Genomic DNA, 17,901 nt, shown 5'->3' with positions numbered 1-17,901 from the left:
AGCAATTATGCTGCGCCGTAATTTTGAGCTTTAGTCTCTGATTATAAGGGAATCTGACTGAAATGGACAGACTTATTTCTCTCTTGGGGTTAGCGGTTTTTGTCGCTTTGTCCTAGGCGTTTTCAGTTTCTCGGCGCGCTGTTAAGTGGCTTCCCGTATTTTGGGGAATTGCTTGGCAGCTAATTTGGACAATTTTGATTCTCAAAACTGCTCGTGGTTTGGCGCTATTTAAATTTTTAGGAGATTTAGTTACCCAGTTTCTAATTTTTTTATATAGCGGAGAAAAGTTTTTATATGGAGAAAAATTGATGGAGCGTTTTATCGCTTTTGCAGTGTTGCCGACTCTCATTGTTTTCTCTTCGTTTATCACCATAAACGATTTCTGAACGATCGGCAATTATTCCGATTTATGCTTTGTGCAGTTTTTCTAATATTGGTTTCATCGGGATTCAAATTTGGGGGATTGGTGCGATCGCACTATCGCATCAGGGCGATTTTGCTCGGTTGGGCCCGATCTCCAATCCTCTCTTCATCAACATAGTAAATTCAATGTTGACTGTTAACATCACCAGGAGTGCAACCGGAATTGATATGAGGGCGATGATTGCTGGTTCTGTGGCTTGTTTTATGACTGCTTCCATTGCGGGAATGCTGCTGTTAAATTTTTGAGTTTTGTCAGATGATTGGGGCGGACTCTACTCGCCAGGTTCTTAAATAAAAGTTAAAATTTAAGGCTTGATAGTTAAAATATGATATCACTTTGAAGGTTAGGGAAGCACAATATCTAATTTGAGCGATCGGCTATTATTGAAAATAAGCAGGAGTTTAGTTTGTCACAACAGTATATAGAAACTGGAAACTAAATTCTTCTCAAAGTCAAATAAATAGGTGGTGTACGATGGCTGTTCTGCAACTAGAAGACGGTACGACATACAGCGATATTTGCGCGATCGCCAGCCAACTGGCTATTTTAAATATTGAGGTCGATCGCCTGCTAACGAAAAAAAATCCTGCGGTTCAAGAAATTCTCATCCAAGACATTCTCAGCCTCACAGAAAAACAGCAGATTCTCTCAGCATTTAACAACAAGTTTGAACAGTTAAAGCGTACAAGCGGATGTCAGTGGTGCGACTTAAAAGTGCTGCATCCCGGTTCGCCGCAAATTTACCCACTCATGACTCAAAGCGATCGCACTCACACCCACGCAGATGCAGAAGTTCTTCATGTGTTAGCTGGCGAATGTGTTTTTGGATTTGTGTATCCTAACGGCTCTCAGGTACAATTAATGTTACAAGCTGAAGAATACATAAAAGTGCCACCCAATACCGAACATTGGTTTTATTTAACTCCGTTGCTTTACTTGAAAGCCGTGCAGTATTACACCACTGCTCAAGGTTGGGTTCCTCAGTATACTAACAGGAAACTCAAAATTAGAAATTAAATCAGATATCTGACGGCGATTGAAATCGCTGCTATACAAACTATGTCCGAGCAGAGAGGGACTAAGAAATTAAGGATTAAATGCTGTCTGCAGCAGTTAGAGCGAAAGATGATATCAAATCCGTTAGTATCGGAATAGTAAATTAACAGTTAACAGTTAACAGTTAACAGTTAACATCATGAGGAGTGCAACCGGAATTGATATGAGGTATCGATGGAGCCATCAATCTCAAATTTCAAATCGACTAACTTTTAACCTTTTTGAAAAAGGCTATAATTTAGTGGTTGTGGTGATTTCAATTTCTTCGCAGCGCTGTAATAACGCTTCTATTTCCTGAGCGAGCAAAATTACTTCCGGCCAAGAAGAACCGTTGATTAAATCTTGGGCGTGAGCTAATTTGTTTCTCAATGCTTCTGCTGACTTTAAAAAACGCTCTCCGTAACGCTTGGATTTGAGCCCCAGCCGATCGATTATTTCGGCATTCGTCAGGATTAAATCTCGCTTGTCGCAGAATTGCAGGTAATCGATTAAGTCAATTGCTTCATTTCGCGATCGCCCTAATCCCCAAAGATGTTTGGCCGCTAAAATACGATCGCCCTTAAGCGAATTTTGCCACGAATCTTGGGGAAAATAGATCCGCACAATCCGCAATAAATTCATTTCTAGCAGCGTCACCAACCCAAACAGCAACATCCGCACCGGTGCTTTTTGCAAATCGCCACAGGTGACAATCCCGTTGATGCGGTTGCTTTCCAATACAAACAATCTCGGTTTTTCTCGCAGTAGCGGCAACAATTCCATCAGCGGAGTCGCGGCGGCGATTAATTCACAGGGGTGAAAAATTTGCTGGTAGTCGCTACATTTACCTGTGATTAAGTGCGATCGTTCTATATAACCGCAAACAGTGCCGTTTTCTTCGATCCCCAGCACGTCAAAATCCCTGGCCTCCATCCACGATCGCAATTTGGCTGCATCTTCGTCAGCGGGGACAGATTTTAGCGGTTCCGCCAGGTATTTAACAGTAATACTGTCTTTGAATAAATCCCGCAAGTCGGCGGAACTTGATTTTAAATGTTTCATCTATTTTAAATTGCACAAATAATTATCATTGTCGATCGCATCCTCAATCGGGAAAATTCCGTCTTTCAACTAATTTATTTATTTGCTAATTCCGGGCAATAATGGTTAGCTGCAAGAGTGGTAATAATATCGGCATCAGCCAGAAAACTTTCTTTGACATTTGGATTTTCGATGCTGAGAGATTGTCCGATCGCCTTTAATTTAACTTCCGCCAAAGAAAGTCCCGATTTTGCATCCGCACACATTTTTTTAGCTGCGGCAATTTTTCTACCGGGGGTTCTTTGGATTGCTTGCAGTAAATTGCCGGTTGCTTCTGGAGAGTAGCTTTTTGCTAAGCGTTTGTAGTCTTCAATAAATTTCCCATCGTTTCCTATAAGTTGAATAGATTCTTCAGGCGAACACAACAGATTTAAGTTAATCACTTCTCCCGCTGAGTTAACCAAAAAACATCCTTCGTGTTCTTGGGCGATCGCGCTTTTGTCGCTAGGTATAAATTGTATAATAACGGCGCACATCACAGCAGTTAAGCGCCAGTAATTTAGCATAGCATTCACCTTATTTAGTTGGAATTTTAAACAGCTTAAGGACTCGCATTCCTTACTACAAACCTAAATTCAGTTTGTAGTGAGGACGACCGTCCACAAAACCGCCCGGACTCGCATTCCTTACTACAAACCGAATTGTCGATATCAAACAAGCATTTCGTTATTTAGGGAACTTTTCATTAACAGCAAACATCCCCCTTCACTGAGCGGCGAATGTATGGAACCGGGAACCGAACGAATGTAATCGCCTTGATGACAAACTTCCCCTTCTACAATTAAATCTCCTTCTAATACAAAGACTTCTTCCGATGCCGCGTGTCGGTGCAGGGGAAAACTTACTCCCGGTTCCAGTCGCATCAAGCAGGTGATTTCGCGCTTTTTCTTATCAAAAGAAAGCTTGCCGATCCAAACTCCGGGAACTCCATAAGGTTTCCATTTGACATCGCCCGATCGCACAATTAAAGAGCGAGTATTATTCTCAGTTTTCTCGGTAACAATTGGCGGTAAATTGACTAATTCTGCCGGAGTAGGCGGCAGTTCGGCTATACGCTGCAATAGGCGGTTTTTTAGGTCGGGGGCGACGGGAACTGGAGGGGCTGTGTAGGCGATCGCAGAAATTGCTGATTCCAAGGCCACCCGTTCGCTTTCCAGTTCTGGCGATTTCTGCAATTTCTCTGCAAGTGCGCGACTTTCTGACTCGTCGAGCGTATCGAGAACTTGAAAAACTGCAAGCATATTAAACTCCTCATCCGGCATCATTTCCATTTTAGATTTTAGATTTTAGATTTGGGATTTTAGAGTATTTTTTTCGCACTAAATATCGAAAATTCGAGATGCCATAATTTTCGATTGAGGTTAGACAATTTAACTTGTGTTTTTGTGACAACCTAAATTTCTTCACTCAAAGCTTGACGCAATTTAGAAAGACCCAAACGAATTCTGGTTTTGATTGTACCTGTCGGAATACCAATTTTAGTCGCGATTGCCGCACAAGTCAGCCCTTGGTAGTAGGCGAGTTCGATCGCAATTCGCTGTTCTGCTGGCAACTTTTCTAGCGCTGCTTTGACTCGTTCCCTGCGTTCTTCGATTATTGCATCTTCCATCGGTTCTGGAAGGCTCGAAGAAGGAATTTTCGCATCTTCCAGACAAGCTTCGGCCGCCCGGACTGTTCGCTGCAAAACTCGGAGTCTATCGAGGGAACGACTGCGGGTAAGCATGAACAACCACGTATCCGCTCGACTGCGAGAAGGATCGTAAGTTGCTGCTTTTTGCCAAATTTGGGAAAAAACATCTAGTACCACTTCTTCCGCTTCTTCTACCGAACCCAGGATTTTGTAAGCTAGTGCATAACTTTGGCGACCGTAGCGATCGTAAAGTTGAGCTAGTGCCGTTTGGTCTTTCCGGGCAATCTGCACTAAAAGCAGCGATTCATCCCTGGGCTTCTGGCCTGTCATCTCAGTGTACCTAAAAAAAATTGTTTTGAGTGCACAGATCCAAAATTAAATATTTGGCGTATATCACTATAGAACATAATTGTAAGTCAATTGGGGATGCGATCGTAAGTAGGCCTTGACGGGCCAATTTTGTCATGCTTTAAATTATCACGCTCCCGATTTATCTTGCACTTTTGTCACCTTTTTTGTTAACTTTTCAAACCTAGCAATACGTTCTATGCAAAATGAAGAAATAGCTTTATCTCAAATGTCGAAAACTCGCCATAATTATAATTTGCGATCGCGCCGCGCTGCGCTTGCAGGTGGTGCTATTGCCGGGTTAGCTGGCGCTTTGGGCATTTCGCTGCTTGGGGAAAAGGCGATCGCCGCCACTCCCGATGACAACAAAAATGATGCTGCTATTCTCAACAATGCACTTTTTTACGAACATCAGGCAATTTGGGCCTACACTTTTGCAGCAGGGAAGCTCACAAATACTGATGTTGGCAAAGCAGTCTTAGCCCTAGCACTCCGCAATCAAAACGACCACAAAGAGCACCGAGATCTTCTCGCTTCTGCGGTGAAAAGTTTGGGCGCAAATCCCGTTACAGCCAAGTCGAGTTACGACCTTTCATCATACATCAATAAGAAGGAGGGAAATATAGATTCTGATGTAAATATTGCTAAATTAGCCCTGGCTTTAGAGACCGATGCTGCGATCGCCTACACTGTGGAAGCTGCCAAGTTAAAGACTCCGGGTTTGATTACTGCAGGAGCTAGCATCGGCATGGCAGAAGCCGCCCACGCTGCAGCTATTCGCGCTACTTTCAAGGCTTTGGGCATGAATCTTGAAATTGTACCTGCTGCTTTTGTTAGTAGCAACAACCGCAACAGTTGGGTGCTGACGGTTTAGTTTTTAATACTTAATATTTCTGCACAGATCCAAAATTGCCAAACCTTCGTATACTAACTCGTATACTGATAGCAGAATAATCGGCAACAGCACCAAAGCCCCACAGGTTGAAAGGTTGAAACCTTTTGCTAAAAAAATACAACCCGCCAACGCGGGTTATTTGCCATTGATTTGTCCAAAAATCCCATTGAAATAAAGGTGCTAACTGTGAAGCTAACAAAAAAGTTTCGTAAAACCATACTAGCTATTGAATTAGCTCTAATTGTTGTATTAACTCCAGGGATAATTGCCGCTTCCGACCACGACGACGGCGAAGTCGATATCAAAGGTCGAACTGTTAATTTAACAGACCTGTACGTATATCGCGAAAAAGACCAAAATTCCAGTGCTGCGGACGGGGATTTAATATTGACAATGAATTCAAATCCTAGGTCTGTAGCGCGCTATCAATATTATTTCAGCACTACAGCCCTCTACCAATTTAACATCTCGCAGGTAGGTGATGTTAATTCTACACCTACTGGACGCGCCGATACCATCTTGCGATTTGCCTTCAGTCCGCCTAACAATCAAGGTATGCAAGCGGTAGCTATAACTGTAATTCGCGGTGGCTCCGAGACAACTACTAAGACTACAGTTAATGGCGGACTAATTGCCACAACTCCGCTGAATTCTAATGCTGTTTTGAATACAGTACCTGTGAACGGTTCTAACTTGACTGTATTTGCAGGTTTGCGGGAAGATCCGTTTTTCTTTGATGTAGAACAATTTTTCCGAGTCCGCGCTGGGGCTTTGGGCACGGGGGCGAAAGTAGGTTTCAATCCACCGAATCAAGCGATCGACTTTACAAAAGGTTACAACGTCAATACAATTACCGTCCGCGTTCCGAAAGCGTTTTTGCAAGCAGGAACTGGGGCGAATACTTTTGATGTTTGGTCAACAATTTCGATCCGGGATGGAGTTGGCGGTTTCAAACAATTCGAGCGCTTGGCGAGACCTGCAATTAACGAGGGTTTGGTAGTTACTCCCGCGTTTATGGAGGCATTTAATAGTATTTCTCCGAAATTGGATTTGAGCGCTGCTGCTGCTCCGGTGCGGCAGGAAGCTGTTGCTACTCTGAATGCTGTGGATCTTTTGGATGGTAGCGATAATGTCGATCCAAATGCGATCGCCCAAGCTTTCTTACCCGATGTCATGCGGATCGATACCACAAAACCCAGCGGCTACGGTAGTGCGACAAATGCTCAAGGAAGTTTGATCGGAGGTCGTATGCTGATGGACGATGTTATCGATATCACTCTGGGAGCTTTGGTGGGTTCTCCGGTTGGCGATAATGTTTCATATAACGGAACTCCCGGAAACGCGGCTCAGGGACACAAGCCGTTAGAACCGAATTTTCCTTATTTGGCTTTGCCGAATTAGTTATTGGTTATTGGTTATTGGTTATTGGTTATTGGTTATTGGTTATTGGTTATTAGTAATTGGTTATTAGTTATTAGTTATTAGTAATTGGTAATTAGTGATTGGTGATTGGTGATTGGTGATTGGTGATTGCTTGTTGGCTAATGACATATAGCGGTTCGCTCGTGTGGTGAGGATAGCCCTATGCCCAGCCTTCTACTTCGCGAGCGGGCAAGATGCCCAATCCCTCCGCTTCGCTCCGCCCAATCCCTCCGCTTCGCTCCGCCCTAGGGTGCCTCATCTTTTTGAGAAATGACTATCTAAAATACTTTTTTTTACCGCCGATGAACGCTGATTAACGGGGATGTATGAAAACTAAAACAGGACAAGTAATAAAATCTGATGTTTTTTGGTGGTGGTTATTGATAGCAGTTCCTGTTGTGGGTATTGCTGTTATTAACATTCCCCCAAATCTGCGTTTTATTTCTGATTTGTTTGCGGAGAAAACTCCGGCTAATCTTGATGCAAATTACCGCTACCATTTTTTTGAAGCTCTGAGAAATAATCCTAATCAAAAGGAAGCTATTCAGCAAGAAATTGCTTTTTACCAGCAGCGATTGGCTGTAGATTCCCGCAGCGGTTTGAATCGGGCTGCGTTGGCGGGAGTTTATCTGAAAATGGCTCGCGCAACTGGGGAGGGTGGTTGGTTTTTATTGGCGGAACAGGCGGCCGAAAGGTCGATCGCCGATTTGCCTTTTGACAACAAAGGTGCGCTGTTGGTTTTAGCTCGAATTGCTGAAGCGAGACACGATTTTGCTAGTGCTTTGCGCTTGGCTAAACAGGTGGGTTTTAATAATGAAGATGCGATCGCCCTTTCGGTTACATCTAACTTGGCGATGGGAAAAATTAGTGAGGCAAACACAGCCGCAGAAACCTTAGTTAATCGGATTCCTAACTTAGGTTCTCTCACATTAAGAGCGTTAGTGAGAGAGGCGCAGGGCCGAGATGCTGAAGTTTTGCAGGATTACCGACAAGCAATGGTGGCGGAGGAACCCGGAGAGATTGCGGGATCGGCGCGGGCCCGATCGCTCTTAGGTCGCTTTTACGCCCGCCGCGGCCAGTTTGTGCAGGCGAAAGCGCTATTTTTGGAATCGCTGCGGTTGGTGCCTCGAAACCCGCTGGCGCTGATTTATTTGGCGGATTTGGAAACCAACCAGGGCAATTATCGGGAAGCGGAGGCTAGTTACAGTAAGGTTTCTGCCTATGCTGGGGGTGCTGCGACGGTGTACGATCGCCTTGTGGATCGCGGTATGGCGAGGGTGAAGGAGTTGCAGGGAGATGCGATATCCTCCAAGCGACTGCGCGACAAAGCAGAAGCGGGGCTGCGACAGGAACAGGCTTCTGGAGCTCGCGGTTTCGGACACCGGCGCGATTTGGCGAGTTTGCTGTTGGAAAAAGGTCGATCGCAGGATGTCGCCGAAGCGCTGCTGTTAATGCAGGATGAGGTAAAAATCCGCAGGGATGCTGTGACGTTGGATATTTACGCCAAGGCACTTTCTAGCACTGGGGAATGGCAAAAAGCCGATCGGGTGATGGCCGAAATAATGCGATCGGGCATTCGCGATGCGGGTATCTTTTACCGGGCTGGTGCGATCGCCCGCACATTAGGAAAAGATGCTGAATCTCGCGCTTATTTTCAAAAGGCTAAAGAAACAGATCCGAGTTTTGACGGGCGTGAGGGCAAAACATTAGGTTTAGGAAGTTTTGAATTTTAACTAATAACGAGTACCTACTACAAAATCTCAAGCTATTAGTCAGGGAATAAATCCCCCGATCGCCTCCTAAAAAACCCACAATATTTCACAAAATCAACTTGTTTTAAAATTTAAAAATATGCCCAAAAAGTTACGTAAATCCTACAAATACCTCATTCTTTTATCCCTCACCCTATTACTATTTCTCACAACCTCAACCAAACCAGTTTACTCGCACTGGTCAGACTTATCCGTCGCAGAAATAATCGTCAACGATTTCCAAACCGAAGTAACATTAACCTTTCCAACCGGCTTAACAAAATTCGCCGACGACAATCGAGACGGCCAGCTACAAGCAGCCGAAGTTCGCAGCCACAAAAAAGAGCTAGAAAAGTTTTTAAGCCAACAAATTCGCATCACCAACAGCAGCAAACTTCAAGGTTTATTAACAGTAAATCCGCTAGAATTAGCCAGTAAAACCGCCCATTTAATCCAGCAAACCAATACCCACAGCACCTTAATCTTAAACTACACTTGGCCCGCTTCTAGTGGAATTTCCAAACACGAAAAATTGCGGATTAACTACAATCTATTTTTACCCGGAGTGGCTACAGCTAGCTGTCAAGCTACCATCGTGGAAGCCGGTGCTGTCAAAAGCTTTGTATTTACAGCCCAAAACCGGGAGTTTTTGTTAACAGGAAATGAATCTATCTGGGATACAGGTTGGAGTTTGCTGCTAGCCGTAGCCGGAGCATTTGTCTGGGGATGCGTGCACGCCATGTCGCCCGGACATGGAAAAACCATAGTCGGCGCTTATTTGGTAGGTTCGCGGGCCACTCCGATGCACGCCTTATTTTTAGCAGCAACAACCACAATAACTCACACTGCGGGGGTGTTTGCAGTCGGCGGAATTACTCTTTTCGCTTCCAACTTAATCGAACCAGAAAAACTCGATCCTTGGCTGAGTTTAATCTCAGGCTTATTAGTAGCAGTCATCGGCTTTAAGTTACTTTCCGAAAGAATCAAAACAAGGTTAGTAACGAGGACGACAGTCCGCAAACAATCAAAAAATCAAATTCTTACCACGATCGGCTTAAATAACTTCCTAGAAAAAATCAGGTTCGTAGTGAGGAGTTTAGTTCGCAAAAAAACCAGGAATGTCGTCCTGAATACGAACCTTGAAGAACCAGTAAATCTGCTAAATAGAGGAACTTGGGAAAGAGAATTTAAGCCAGTCAAACCAGATATATCTCAGCACTACCACCATCACGGAGACGGCCGCTTGCACTCGCATTTGCCCCCCGGTGCTGACGGCGATCCAATTACTTGGAAAAGCTTATTATTGTTGGGAATTTCGGGGGGATTGTTGCCTTGTCCTTCTGCTTTGGTGATGCTGTTGAGCGCGTCTGCTTTGGGGAATGTAGGTTTGGGAATGGGGCTAGTGGTAGCTTTTAGTTTGGGATTGGCTTTGGTGCTGAGCGCGATCGGATTAATCTTAGTTTATGCGAAACGGAATTTTGATAAGCTACCAAAACAGATAACAGCCGTGAAGTTTCTGCCGGCTTTGAGCGCGATGTTAGTAATGTTTTTGGGATTGGGAATTTCGGGACAAGCAATGTGGAAAATATGGGCGGCGAATCAATGGGTAGCTGGCGGATAATACAATTTTAGATCCTAGGTTGCGTCAGTTGTGATGATGTTGCGATCTGATGTTCTGTCGATTACCATAACAAGGTGCGCGCGTGCGGACAATATCGCGCAATAGGTGGCGGACTGAAGTCCGCACTACGAACCTATTTTATCGTTGTCAATCTACCAGACGCGATATGAATAATCAAAAATCTCTCTGCTGATTCATATCGTTTCCGGTTGCATCGGAATGATGTTAACAGTCAACAGTCAACAGTCAACAGTCAACAGTCAACAGTGAATTTACTATTCCGGTGCAACCGGAATTGATATGACTTGACAAACTAATATTAGTTCCAACCCTACAAAGTCGCGAGATTGAACTAATTTGGCAGAGATTCCTCACCCAGAACAGCATTGAAATGGGTGGGAATTTCCCACCCATTCAAGATTCAGGTCGCAGTATGTTTATTAATAATTTTGGCTAAATCCGGTATGCCATTTTCTACGTAAGTTTTAGCTGATGGGCGGAGTTTGGCATAGGCACCTTTAACCACTGCTCTTGTGCTGTTATCGGCTTTTTTATCACTGATTTGGAGCAATTGGTTTGCTACTTCAGCTTTTCTTTCAGCAAAATATTCGACAGGGTTGCCATTGTTTACAGCTTCAGTCCACATGGGGTCGAGTGCGATCGAGATTTCTGGCAGAATTTGATCGACGACTTGAGCGCAATAGTCAGCCCGTATCCCTTTGACAGTAGAGTAGGCGGCTTTCAGAGCCAAACCCCCCAACCCCGGCGCTGCTGCAACTTGTTTTTCTATCAACTGTACGCAGTCATCAACAAAATTGTCTCTGTTGTTTTCATTCAATAAAATATCGCTAAGTGCCATTTTTGCTCTCCTTGATTTAACAGTGAATGTGTTTATTAGCTTCCAGTTCCTTCAGAAAATTATATATCTATTTCGCTCCTTTACTGAAGTTTGCACAAGCATTTTAAGCCTTGAGTGTTGATAACTGGCAACCTAATGTAAGATTTGTCTGAGGTTGTGGGAATTAAGATGCGATCGGCTATTCCTGATTTACCTACTGTTCGATCGCTGGAAACGAAAATCCTGATTAATTGATAATCAGGACTGAAGTCTGAAGGATGAAACCTCTAAATTGTCAAGACTAAAATACAAAACAGAACAGCTTGCAAAAAATATGAGAGAGAGGCTGTGCCTTTAGTTCGATCGCACTTGCACCTCTGATTTTTCGCCTCTGAATTAGGATTCGACGTTCTGCTGTGCGGACAAAGGTGCTCCAACCTGGGGCAGTTGTATGGTTTGTGTCGGCAGAGCGCTCGATCGCAATACAAGATTTTTCGGTAGCTTGGAGGCAGTGCCGACTCCAGCAAAAATTTGAAGCGATAAGGTTAAAGCCGCAGCTAACAACAGTTTTTCTAACATGACACTACCTCCAATATCTATGCCCCTAGGCATAATTCCTCGGACACCTATACCCTACAGAACATCTTCTACCGCAAGTGCGATCGTACCGGCACAGTTAAGTGACACGTATCACCACTGAGTAGGGGGTGAGACCAAGAAGGGGTGAGAAGCGCTTCGACTTCGCTCCGAGGGTAAAGAGGTGGAGATGGGGAAAGTAGGGAAAATCTTCACGCTTGAGCTTTACGGTCAACATCCACCCGTTAAATCCTTTAAATCCGTTCAATCCAGGACACTAATCCGCTGCCGAACTTGTTTCCAAATAGATAATTGGTCTAGAGAAAGAAGCCGTTGAGTGTCTCACAAAGGTAGAATTAGCGCGTAGAAGTTATTTGACAAAGCGGAGGTACCGACAAGATGCTTGCATACATTCTGGCGTTAGCGGTCGGTCTAGGCAGCTTCAGTATTTACATGGCGGCCTTCTTTTTTCCAGAAGTTCACCGCAAAAGTGATTTTACCTGGAGCGGGGTAGGACTTTTTTATGCGTTAATTTTATGGACTTGTGCGGGGCGAATTACTGGTGCTCTCCTGCTGGGTCAAATGGCGGGCGTAGCTATGTTGGGCTGGTTGGCTTGGGAAACCCTGACTTTACGCAGGCTGGTGACACCCGTCGCTCAGCAAACGCCGATTCCCGTGCCGGCGAATTTGGCCGGGGCCATAGGCGGGCCGCTATCGGGTTTGTTTGGTAAAAAACCAGAGCCCGCAGCGAAAAAACCTAAGTTTGTTCGATCGCCCAAACCGAAAACTGATGTAGTTCCAGCACCCGCTGTGAATCCGACTGAGGTAAAGGTAAAAGAACAACCGGCAACTCCCTCAATCGCTGAAGAAATTGCCGAAAGCGCGATCGGGCCTGACTTGACCATTCCCCAAGACAAAACACCTGCAATTGCAGAAATACCAGTATTTTCCGTGGAAACTCCTGCTGTTGAGACTTCACCAGACCCAGCAGAATCAGCCACCAGCTTCACTCCTCTACCTCTACCTATAGAATTTTCAGAAATTGCCGCCCCAGCAACTGTGGAGCCAGCAGAGCGTCAGCCAGAGCCTCAACTGCAGCCTGAAACAGACGATTTTGAGGAGATTTGGAGGGCGAAGGCTAAAGAGTCCGAGTCTGTTGTTAGTTCGACAGCCTCAACGGTGACACCAACGGCGACACCAACGGCGACACCAACGGCGACACCAACTCCAGCCAAAACAGCTAAAAAATCCGGCGGTTTCGCAAGTCTGTTCGGCAATATCAAAAATAGTCTCGGCGATATCTTGGGACGGGGTGCGAGTAAAAACAAGTCTGATAAAAATACTCCGGCGACAACAGCCAAAAAGACTCCCGATCCGATCGCGTCCGATCAAAATACTCCGGCGACAACAGCGCAAAAAACTCCCGATCCGATCGCGCCGGAACCTAAAATAACAACAATTCCTACACCGGATATCGATCGAGTTCTCGAATCTGAATTAGCCGAAGTCGCGCAAGAAGTGACCGAAACTAGCAACACAGCCGTTGACACCAGCCAAGCAGTGCCATTTCCCACCGATTTAGAAGCAATGGCCGACTTGATGGTGGCCGAAGCCGCGAGTGCTCCCAAAATAGAGGAAACTCCAATTTTAGACACAGCCTCCCCCGAAACTCAGACAGCGCCGTTGATTTCAGAAACAGCGGAGACAGCAGTGGATGAAGCGGAAACAGCCTCCGGCGTAACGGAAGCAGAAGCCCCTACTGTATCTATAGAAATGACTGTGGTGGAAGTGGCGGAGCCTGTAGAGGTAGAAATACCGGGAGAACCGGGGTTGAGCGTGCAAGTGGAAACGATTTCAGTATCAAAAATCTCGATCGAATCCACAGAAGAAAAACCATCTTCCCAGGAAGAACCACCGGAATTGATTCGCCCAAATCCCCCCGCTTCCGAGCCAGTCGAAGCTCCTAAACCGCCCGTAGAATCAAAATTTGACAATATATCCGGCGAAGATCGGCCATCATCTTAAGCCAAAAAGCCAAAGGTAGAAACCAGAATTTTTTTGATTCTGGTTTCTACTTTTTGCTTTTAAGACTTATATCATGTCCGGTCAATTACCATAGCAAAAACAGAATAGGGCATACCTCACCACGCTTGAGAACCGCTATAACACTTTGGGGAACGCAGGTTTAGCTCGGTTGCAGACTTGCATTCCACACATATCAAATTTTAGATCGGTCGATCGCTCGGACAGGAAATTATATCGTTTCCGCTGGCATCGTCAGGTGATTTAACCTTATTAGTACACAGAGTACACAGAGTCCGAGAATATATATCTGAATCATTCCGATGCTACCGGATTTGATATTACCCGCAGGTAGCAAGAAACCGGGTTTTTTCCCGAAAATATCTCGCACTCACCCCCAACTTCAGTAAAAAAGCCGATTTCTAGGAGTCAGGGTGCGATCGCGAACTGATACTATTTTTTTAAAGATGTATTGATGACTTCTTCCCTCGAACCTCGAACCTCGAACCTCGAACCTCTTCCCTCGAACCTCTTCCTCCTCCCCTGAATATTATGAAAGCAATTATGGTCGTGGGAACAACATCTCACGCAGGAAAATCTTTACTCGTTTCAGCATTGTGTCGCATCTTTTCTCGATCGGGCTGGCGGGTAACTCCGTTTAAAGGTCAGAATATGGCACTGAATTCCTATGTCACAGCCAGCGGCGGAGAGATTGGCTACGCTCAAGCAGTACAAGCTTGGGCTGCGGGCGTGGCACCTTGGGTAGAAATGAATCCGATTTTACTCAAGCCGCAAGGAGACATGACTTCTCAATTGATTGTCAAGGGCCGGGCGATCGCCAACGTGCGAGCATCTCAATATTACGAACAATATTTCGATTTAGGGTGGCAAGCGATTCGGGAATCCTTAGAATTTCTCAGACAAGAATTTGACATGGTTGTTTGTGAAGGAGCCGGCAGCCCTGCTGAGATTAATCTCAAACACCGCGATTTAACAAATATGCGAGTGGCGAAACATTTAAACGCTCGGACTTTGCTAGTCGTTGATATCGATCGCGGCGGCGCTTTCGCTCACATCATCGGTACTTTGGAATTACTCGATCCCGACGAACGGGCTTTAATTAAAGGATTCATTATTAATAAGTTCCGAGGACAAAAATCAATCTTAGATCCGGGGCTGATTTGGCTGGAAGAAAGAACGGGAATCCCGGTAGTTGGGGTGATTCCTTGGATAGACGAAGTGTTTCCCTCCGAGGATTCTCTCGATTTGCTCGATCGGCGTTCTCCCAACACTCAAACCGACCTAAATATTTCCATCATCCGCTTGCCCCGAATTTCCAATTTTACCGACTTCGACCCGCTGGAGTCGGAAACTAGCGTCACCGTCAAATACGTCAGCCCAAAAGACCAGTTAGGCCATCCAGATGCCGTGATTTTACCGGGTTCTAAAACCACAATTTCCGATTTGCAGGTGCTGCGCCAAACAGGTATGGCAAAAGCTATTCAAAATTACTTAGTAGCTGGCGGTACAGTCATGGGAGTTTGCGGCGGCTTCCAGATGCTGGGAGAAAGTATCAGCGATAAAGAAGGGCGGGAGGGACAACAGGGAGAATTTGAAGGATTGGGATTGCTGCCGTTAAAAACTGCGATCGCCCCGGACAAAATTGCCCGCCAGCGTGTCGTAACATCTAACTATCCTCAAACGGGTTTACCAGTTTCAGGTTACGAAATTCACCAAGGAAGAACGCAAATGCTACAGTCAGATTTGACTCAACCGCTATTTGACGATCCAACTTTAGGAATTGTCAACACTGCTCAATCAGTTTGGGGCACATACCTGCACGGCATCTTTGATAATGGAGCTTGGCGGCGAGCTTGGTTAAATCACCTGCGCCAGCAGCGGGGACTCCGTGCATTACCTACAGGTATTCCGAATTACCGAGAGCACCGAGAAGCTCTGTTAGAGACTTTAGCTGATACGGTGGAAAAACATTTAGATATCAAGCAAATTTTAGGTTAATTAGTTAACTGTTGACTGTTGACTGTTAACTGTTGTTTGTTAGAGTTGAGGTTAAAATTTAATGACAAAAGTTTGCTTTTTGCCGGATAATGTGACAGTAGAAGCAGAACCGGGAGAGCTTTTGCTAGATGTAGCAAAACGTGCGGGGGTTTCCATTCCTACAGGCTGTTTGATGGGTTCTTGTCACGCTTGCGAAGTAGAAATTGACGGCGGCGAGACGATTTGTGCTTGTATTTCCGGCATCCCTTCCGGGAAAAAGCAAGTAACAATTAATTTGTATGTTGACCCTGCTTGGTAATTAGGCAGTTGGTAATTAGGCAGTTGGCAGTTGGTGGTTGGCAGTAGTCATTAGTCATTAGTCATTGGTCATTAGTCATTAGTTATTTGCTAGCAATTCCCAATTCCCAATTCCCAATTCCTAATTCCCAATTCCCAATTCCCAATTCCCAATTCCCAATTCCCACTGCAAGCAGCCAACAGTCAGTAGAAGCGGTGCATGGTGCGTGCGGGCCCTCTTAGTTGACAGGAAAGCAGCTAACAATCTCCCAGACTTTATTCCCAACATTTAATTATTTTGCCATTGTTGCTGTTTTTTTCGAGCAGATTGCAGCCATTTTTGAGATTCGGGATAAACAGTTGTTCCGGGTTTGACAGATTCTAATTGATTGATAATTTGTTGCAACTGGCCCAGAGAGTTACCGGAATTTTGACTGGGAGAATTCACATTATTTTGCAAGTTGGCAAATAAGCTTTTAGCTTCTTGCAAAGCTTTTGCAGACTCTTTTTCTGATTGCAATCTAATCTGAGAAATCCCTAAATTCTTCTGATATTCCGCCAGTTTGGTTTGAGCGTCGAGATAGCCCGGATTATCGACAGGAACCATTTTTAGTCGGTTAATTCCTTCTTCCCACAATCCTGCTATTTGTTCCCACTGGGCGGCTGGATGCGGCGGTTTTTGGGAAGCGACGGCGGCGGAAAGAGCAAATTCTTTGGCTGCTTCGATTAAGTTGTCGGCGCGCGCGGAACCGGTGGCGATTCCTCCCATTGCTTGAAAGTCTCTTTCTGCTGCTTGGAGTTTTTGCTTAGCCGTTTTTCCGGCGAGGGTGTCGGCGGGAATTTGATTGAGTTGGTCGATCGCGCTTTGCCAATTTATGCTAGCTTTTTGTCTGTCTGCTGCTGTTTTTGCTTGCTGGTACTGCTGTTTTGCCGTGTTGAGACTTTCTTCGGCTCGATTTAACTCAGTAAAAGCATTTTTTTGCTGGAAAATTTGAGCATCCATCCGCCCGATATTTTTTCGGGCTGCTTGAAATTCATCCAATGTAAAGCGCCAAGTGCAGCGGAAAAAAGAGCAGTACCTCTTTGGATAATAGCCGAGAAACCACACAGGTAAAGCGTCTAGATGTTTTTGAGCTTGTTTTGCTTTAGTTTCGCCCAAGTCAAAATCTGCCGCAGCAGTCGCTTTGTTAACCAGTTGATCGGATTGTTCCACAAGGGCGATCGCCTCTCGGTAATTATAATCCATACTGATAAAACTCGGCAGCAACAATATCGGCATTGTCTTAGCCACGGGCCAGCGAATCATTGGAAAAGGCAAATTAATCAGCCAAATTATGCCCGCCCCAGCGCCCAGCAAACCGCCAGCAAAGATGATTTTATTAAATAATCCGGGCGCGCGGTTGGCTTTGACAGCAGCTTTGAGAGCTTGTTCGCTGAAGTTGGGAAATTCGTCTTTGAAGGTATCGCGAATTTCTTCTTTTGATGCGAAAGTTCCCTCTTGCGATCGCAATTTTTCCAACCGCTTGATTACTATCCCCCGGTACACTGAACCCGCTAGCACATTACCAGCCGCGCACTTGTCAACTTCCGCCCGCAAAATGTCAAAAGCTCGATCGGTAAGACGCCCCATAAAACTCACCTATTCCTTTTGATTATTCTACAATTTGTCAGCCTAAATAATTGTTAAAATATATAAATTTTACCTAAAATATCTCAATTAATTTCAGCTCAAATGCTTTAATCATCTAATTCTGTTAGGAGTTACGCACAAGACTAAAGAAACTGGGTTTTTTACCCGATTTGTAGGCTAAAACGCCTGACGGGGTGACAACCCCGTTAAAACCCATAGCTAACAAAGGTTTGACCGATTTATGGTAAAAAAAGATGGGGTCAATATCGTTAAACAACCCCATCTATAGAAAATGTTACCTCCATTTTACCAA

At 45.0% G+C, this 17,901-nt stretch carries 17 protein-coding genes and 1 pseudogene; 10 read left to right on the top strand and 8 right to left on the bottom strand.

Annotation, left to right across the window (positions count from 1 at the left end; genetic code table 11):
- Window positions 1-128: 128 nt before the first annotated feature.
- The 3 genes and pseudogenes from IQ263_RS16240 to IQ263_RS16230 form a co-directional block, all read left to right on the top strand.
- A pseudogene (locus tag IQ263_RS16240) lies at window positions 129-386 on the top strand (Na+ dependent nucleoside transporter N-terminal domain-containing protein); the annotation flags it as partial.
- Between the two features lie 28 nt (window positions 387-414).
- Window positions 415-669, top strand: coding sequence for a hypothetical protein (locus IQ263_RS16235; RefSeq protein ID WP_194068385.1), 255 nt, complete (start codon window positions 415-417; stop codon window positions 667-669).
- Window positions 670-898: 229 nt separating this feature from the next.
- Window positions 899-1,441: an acireductone dioxygenase gene (locus IQ263_RS16230; protein WP_194068383.1), complete on the top strand. Its 543-nt coding sequence runs from the start codon at window positions 899-901 to the stop codon at window positions 1,439-1,441.
- A gap of 270 nt (window positions 1,442-1,711) precedes the next feature.
- On the opposite strand, the gene IQ263_RS16225 is transcribed toward IQ263_RS16230, so the two are convergent.
- The 4 genes from IQ263_RS16225 to IQ263_RS16210 form a co-directional block, all read right to left on the bottom strand.
- On the bottom strand, window positions 1,712-2,521 hold the full coding sequence (locus IQ263_RS16225; RefSeq protein ID WP_194068381.1) for a hypothetical protein: 810 nt from the start codon (window positions 2,519-2,521) through the stop codon (window positions 1,712-1,714).
- 74 nt (window positions 2,522-2,595) lie between these two features.
- Complete coding sequence (locus IQ263_RS16220) at window positions 2,596-3,066, bottom strand: DUF732 domain-containing protein (RefSeq protein WP_194068379.1); 471 nt, start codon at window positions 3,064-3,066, stop codon at window positions 2,596-2,598.
- Window positions 3,067-3,210: 144 nt separating this feature from the next.
- Window positions 3,211-3,831 (bottom strand): cupin domain-containing protein, encoded by a 621-nt coding sequence (locus IQ263_RS16215; RefSeq protein WP_194068377.1) that lies wholly within the window; start codon window positions 3,829-3,831, stop codon window positions 3,211-3,213.
- 122 nt (window positions 3,832-3,953) lie between these two features.
- Window positions 3,954-4,520: a sigma-70 family RNA polymerase sigma factor gene (locus tag IQ263_RS16210; protein WP_194068375.1), complete on the bottom strand. Its 567-nt coding sequence runs from the start codon at window positions 4,518-4,520 to the stop codon at window positions 3,954-3,956.
- Between the two features lie 217 nt (window positions 4,521-4,737).
- On the opposite strand from IQ263_RS16210, the gene IQ263_RS16205 reads away from it, so the two are divergent.
- The 4 genes from IQ263_RS16205 to IQ263_RS16190 all read left to right on the top strand — a co-directional run bounded on the left by IQ263_RS16205 (window position 4,738) and on the right by IQ263_RS16190 (window position 10,227).
- The gene (locus IQ263_RS16205) at window positions 4,738-5,412 is read left to right on the top strand and encodes a DUF4439 domain-containing protein (RefSeq protein WP_228050100.1); all 675 of its coding nucleotides are present in this window, start codon (window positions 4,738-4,740) and stop codon (window positions 5,410-5,412) included.
- A gap of 207 nt (window positions 5,413-5,619) precedes the next feature.
- Window positions 5,620-6,834: a DUF4331 family protein gene (locus IQ263_RS16200; protein ID WP_194068373.1), complete on the top strand. Its 1,215-nt coding sequence runs from the start codon at window positions 5,620-5,622 to the stop codon at window positions 6,832-6,834.
- Window positions 6,835-7,181: 347 nt separating this feature from the next.
- Complete coding sequence (locus IQ263_RS16195) at window positions 7,182-8,588, top strand: tetratricopeptide repeat protein (RefSeq protein ID WP_194068371.1); 1,407 nt, start codon at window positions 7,182-7,184, stop codon at window positions 8,586-8,588.
- Between the two features lie 118 nt (window positions 8,589-8,706).
- Window positions 8,707-10,227 (top strand): nickel/cobalt transporter, encoded by a 1,521-nt coding sequence (locus IQ263_RS16190; RefSeq protein ID WP_194068369.1) that lies wholly within the window; start codon window positions 8,707-8,709, stop codon window positions 10,225-10,227.
- A 421-nt stretch (window positions 10,228-10,648) separates the two neighbouring features.
- On the opposite strand, the gene IQ263_RS16185 is transcribed toward IQ263_RS16190, so the two are convergent.
- Both IQ263_RS16185 and IQ263_RS16180 read right to left on the bottom strand, forming a co-directional pair.
- Window positions 10,649-11,086: a DUF6918 family protein gene (locus IQ263_RS16185; RefSeq protein ID WP_194011455.1), complete on the bottom strand. Its 438-nt coding sequence runs from the start codon at window positions 11,084-11,086 to the stop codon at window positions 10,649-10,651.
- Window positions 11,087-11,461: 375 nt separating this feature from the next.
- Window positions 11,462-11,644 (bottom strand): hypothetical protein, encoded by a 183-nt coding sequence (locus IQ263_RS16180; RefSeq protein ID WP_194068367.1) that lies wholly within the window; start codon window positions 11,642-11,644, stop codon window positions 11,462-11,464.
- A 396-nt stretch (window positions 11,645-12,040) separates the two neighbouring features.
- Between IQ263_RS16180 and IQ263_RS16175 the strand changes: the two genes are divergently transcribed.
- From IQ263_RS16175 to IQ263_RS16165, 3 genes are all read left to right on the top strand, one after another.
- Window positions 12,041-13,666, top strand: a complete 1,626-nt coding sequence (locus IQ263_RS16175) for a Ycf66 family protein (RefSeq protein WP_194068365.1) — start codon at window positions 12,041-12,043, stop codon at window positions 13,664-13,666.
- A 549-nt stretch (window positions 13,667-14,215) separates the two neighbouring features.
- Window positions 14,216-15,682 carry a cobyric acid synthase CobQ gene (cobQ, locus tag IQ263_RS16170; RefSeq protein ID WP_194068363.1) on the top strand — a complete coding sequence of 489 codons (1,467 nt, stop codon included), beginning with the start codon at window positions 14,216-14,218 and terminating at the stop codon, window positions 15,680-15,682.
- Between the two features lie 61 nt (window positions 15,683-15,743).
- Window positions 15,744-15,980 (top strand): 2Fe-2S iron-sulfur cluster-binding protein, encoded by a 237-nt coding sequence (locus tag IQ263_RS16165; RefSeq protein ID WP_194068361.1) that lies wholly within the window; start codon window positions 15,744-15,746, stop codon window positions 15,978-15,980.
- 120 nt (window positions 15,981-16,100) lie between these two features.
- Here the strand turns inward: IQ263_RS16165 and IQ263_RS16160 are convergent, their stop codons facing one another.
- Together IQ263_RS16160 and IQ263_RS16155 are read right to left on the bottom strand one after the other, a co-directional pair.
- Window positions 16,101-16,247, bottom strand: a complete 147-nt coding sequence (locus tag IQ263_RS16160; RefSeq protein WP_194068359.1) for a hypothetical protein — start codon at window positions 16,245-16,247, stop codon at window positions 16,101-16,103.
- The gene (locus IQ263_RS16155; RefSeq protein WP_194068357.1) at window positions 16,248-17,588 is read right to left on the bottom strand and encodes a hypothetical protein; all 1,341 of its coding nucleotides are present in this window, start codon (window positions 17,586-17,588) and stop codon (window positions 16,248-16,250) included.
- Between the last annotated feature and the right edge of the window lie 313 nt (window positions 17,589-17,901).

The organism is Tychonema sp. LEGE 06208, from assembly GCF_015207505.1.
GTDB lineage: Bacteria > Cyanobacteriota > Cyanobacteriia > Cyanobacteriales > Microcoleaceae > Microcoleus.
This window is presented reverse-complemented; position numbering and strand designations above follow the sequence as displayed.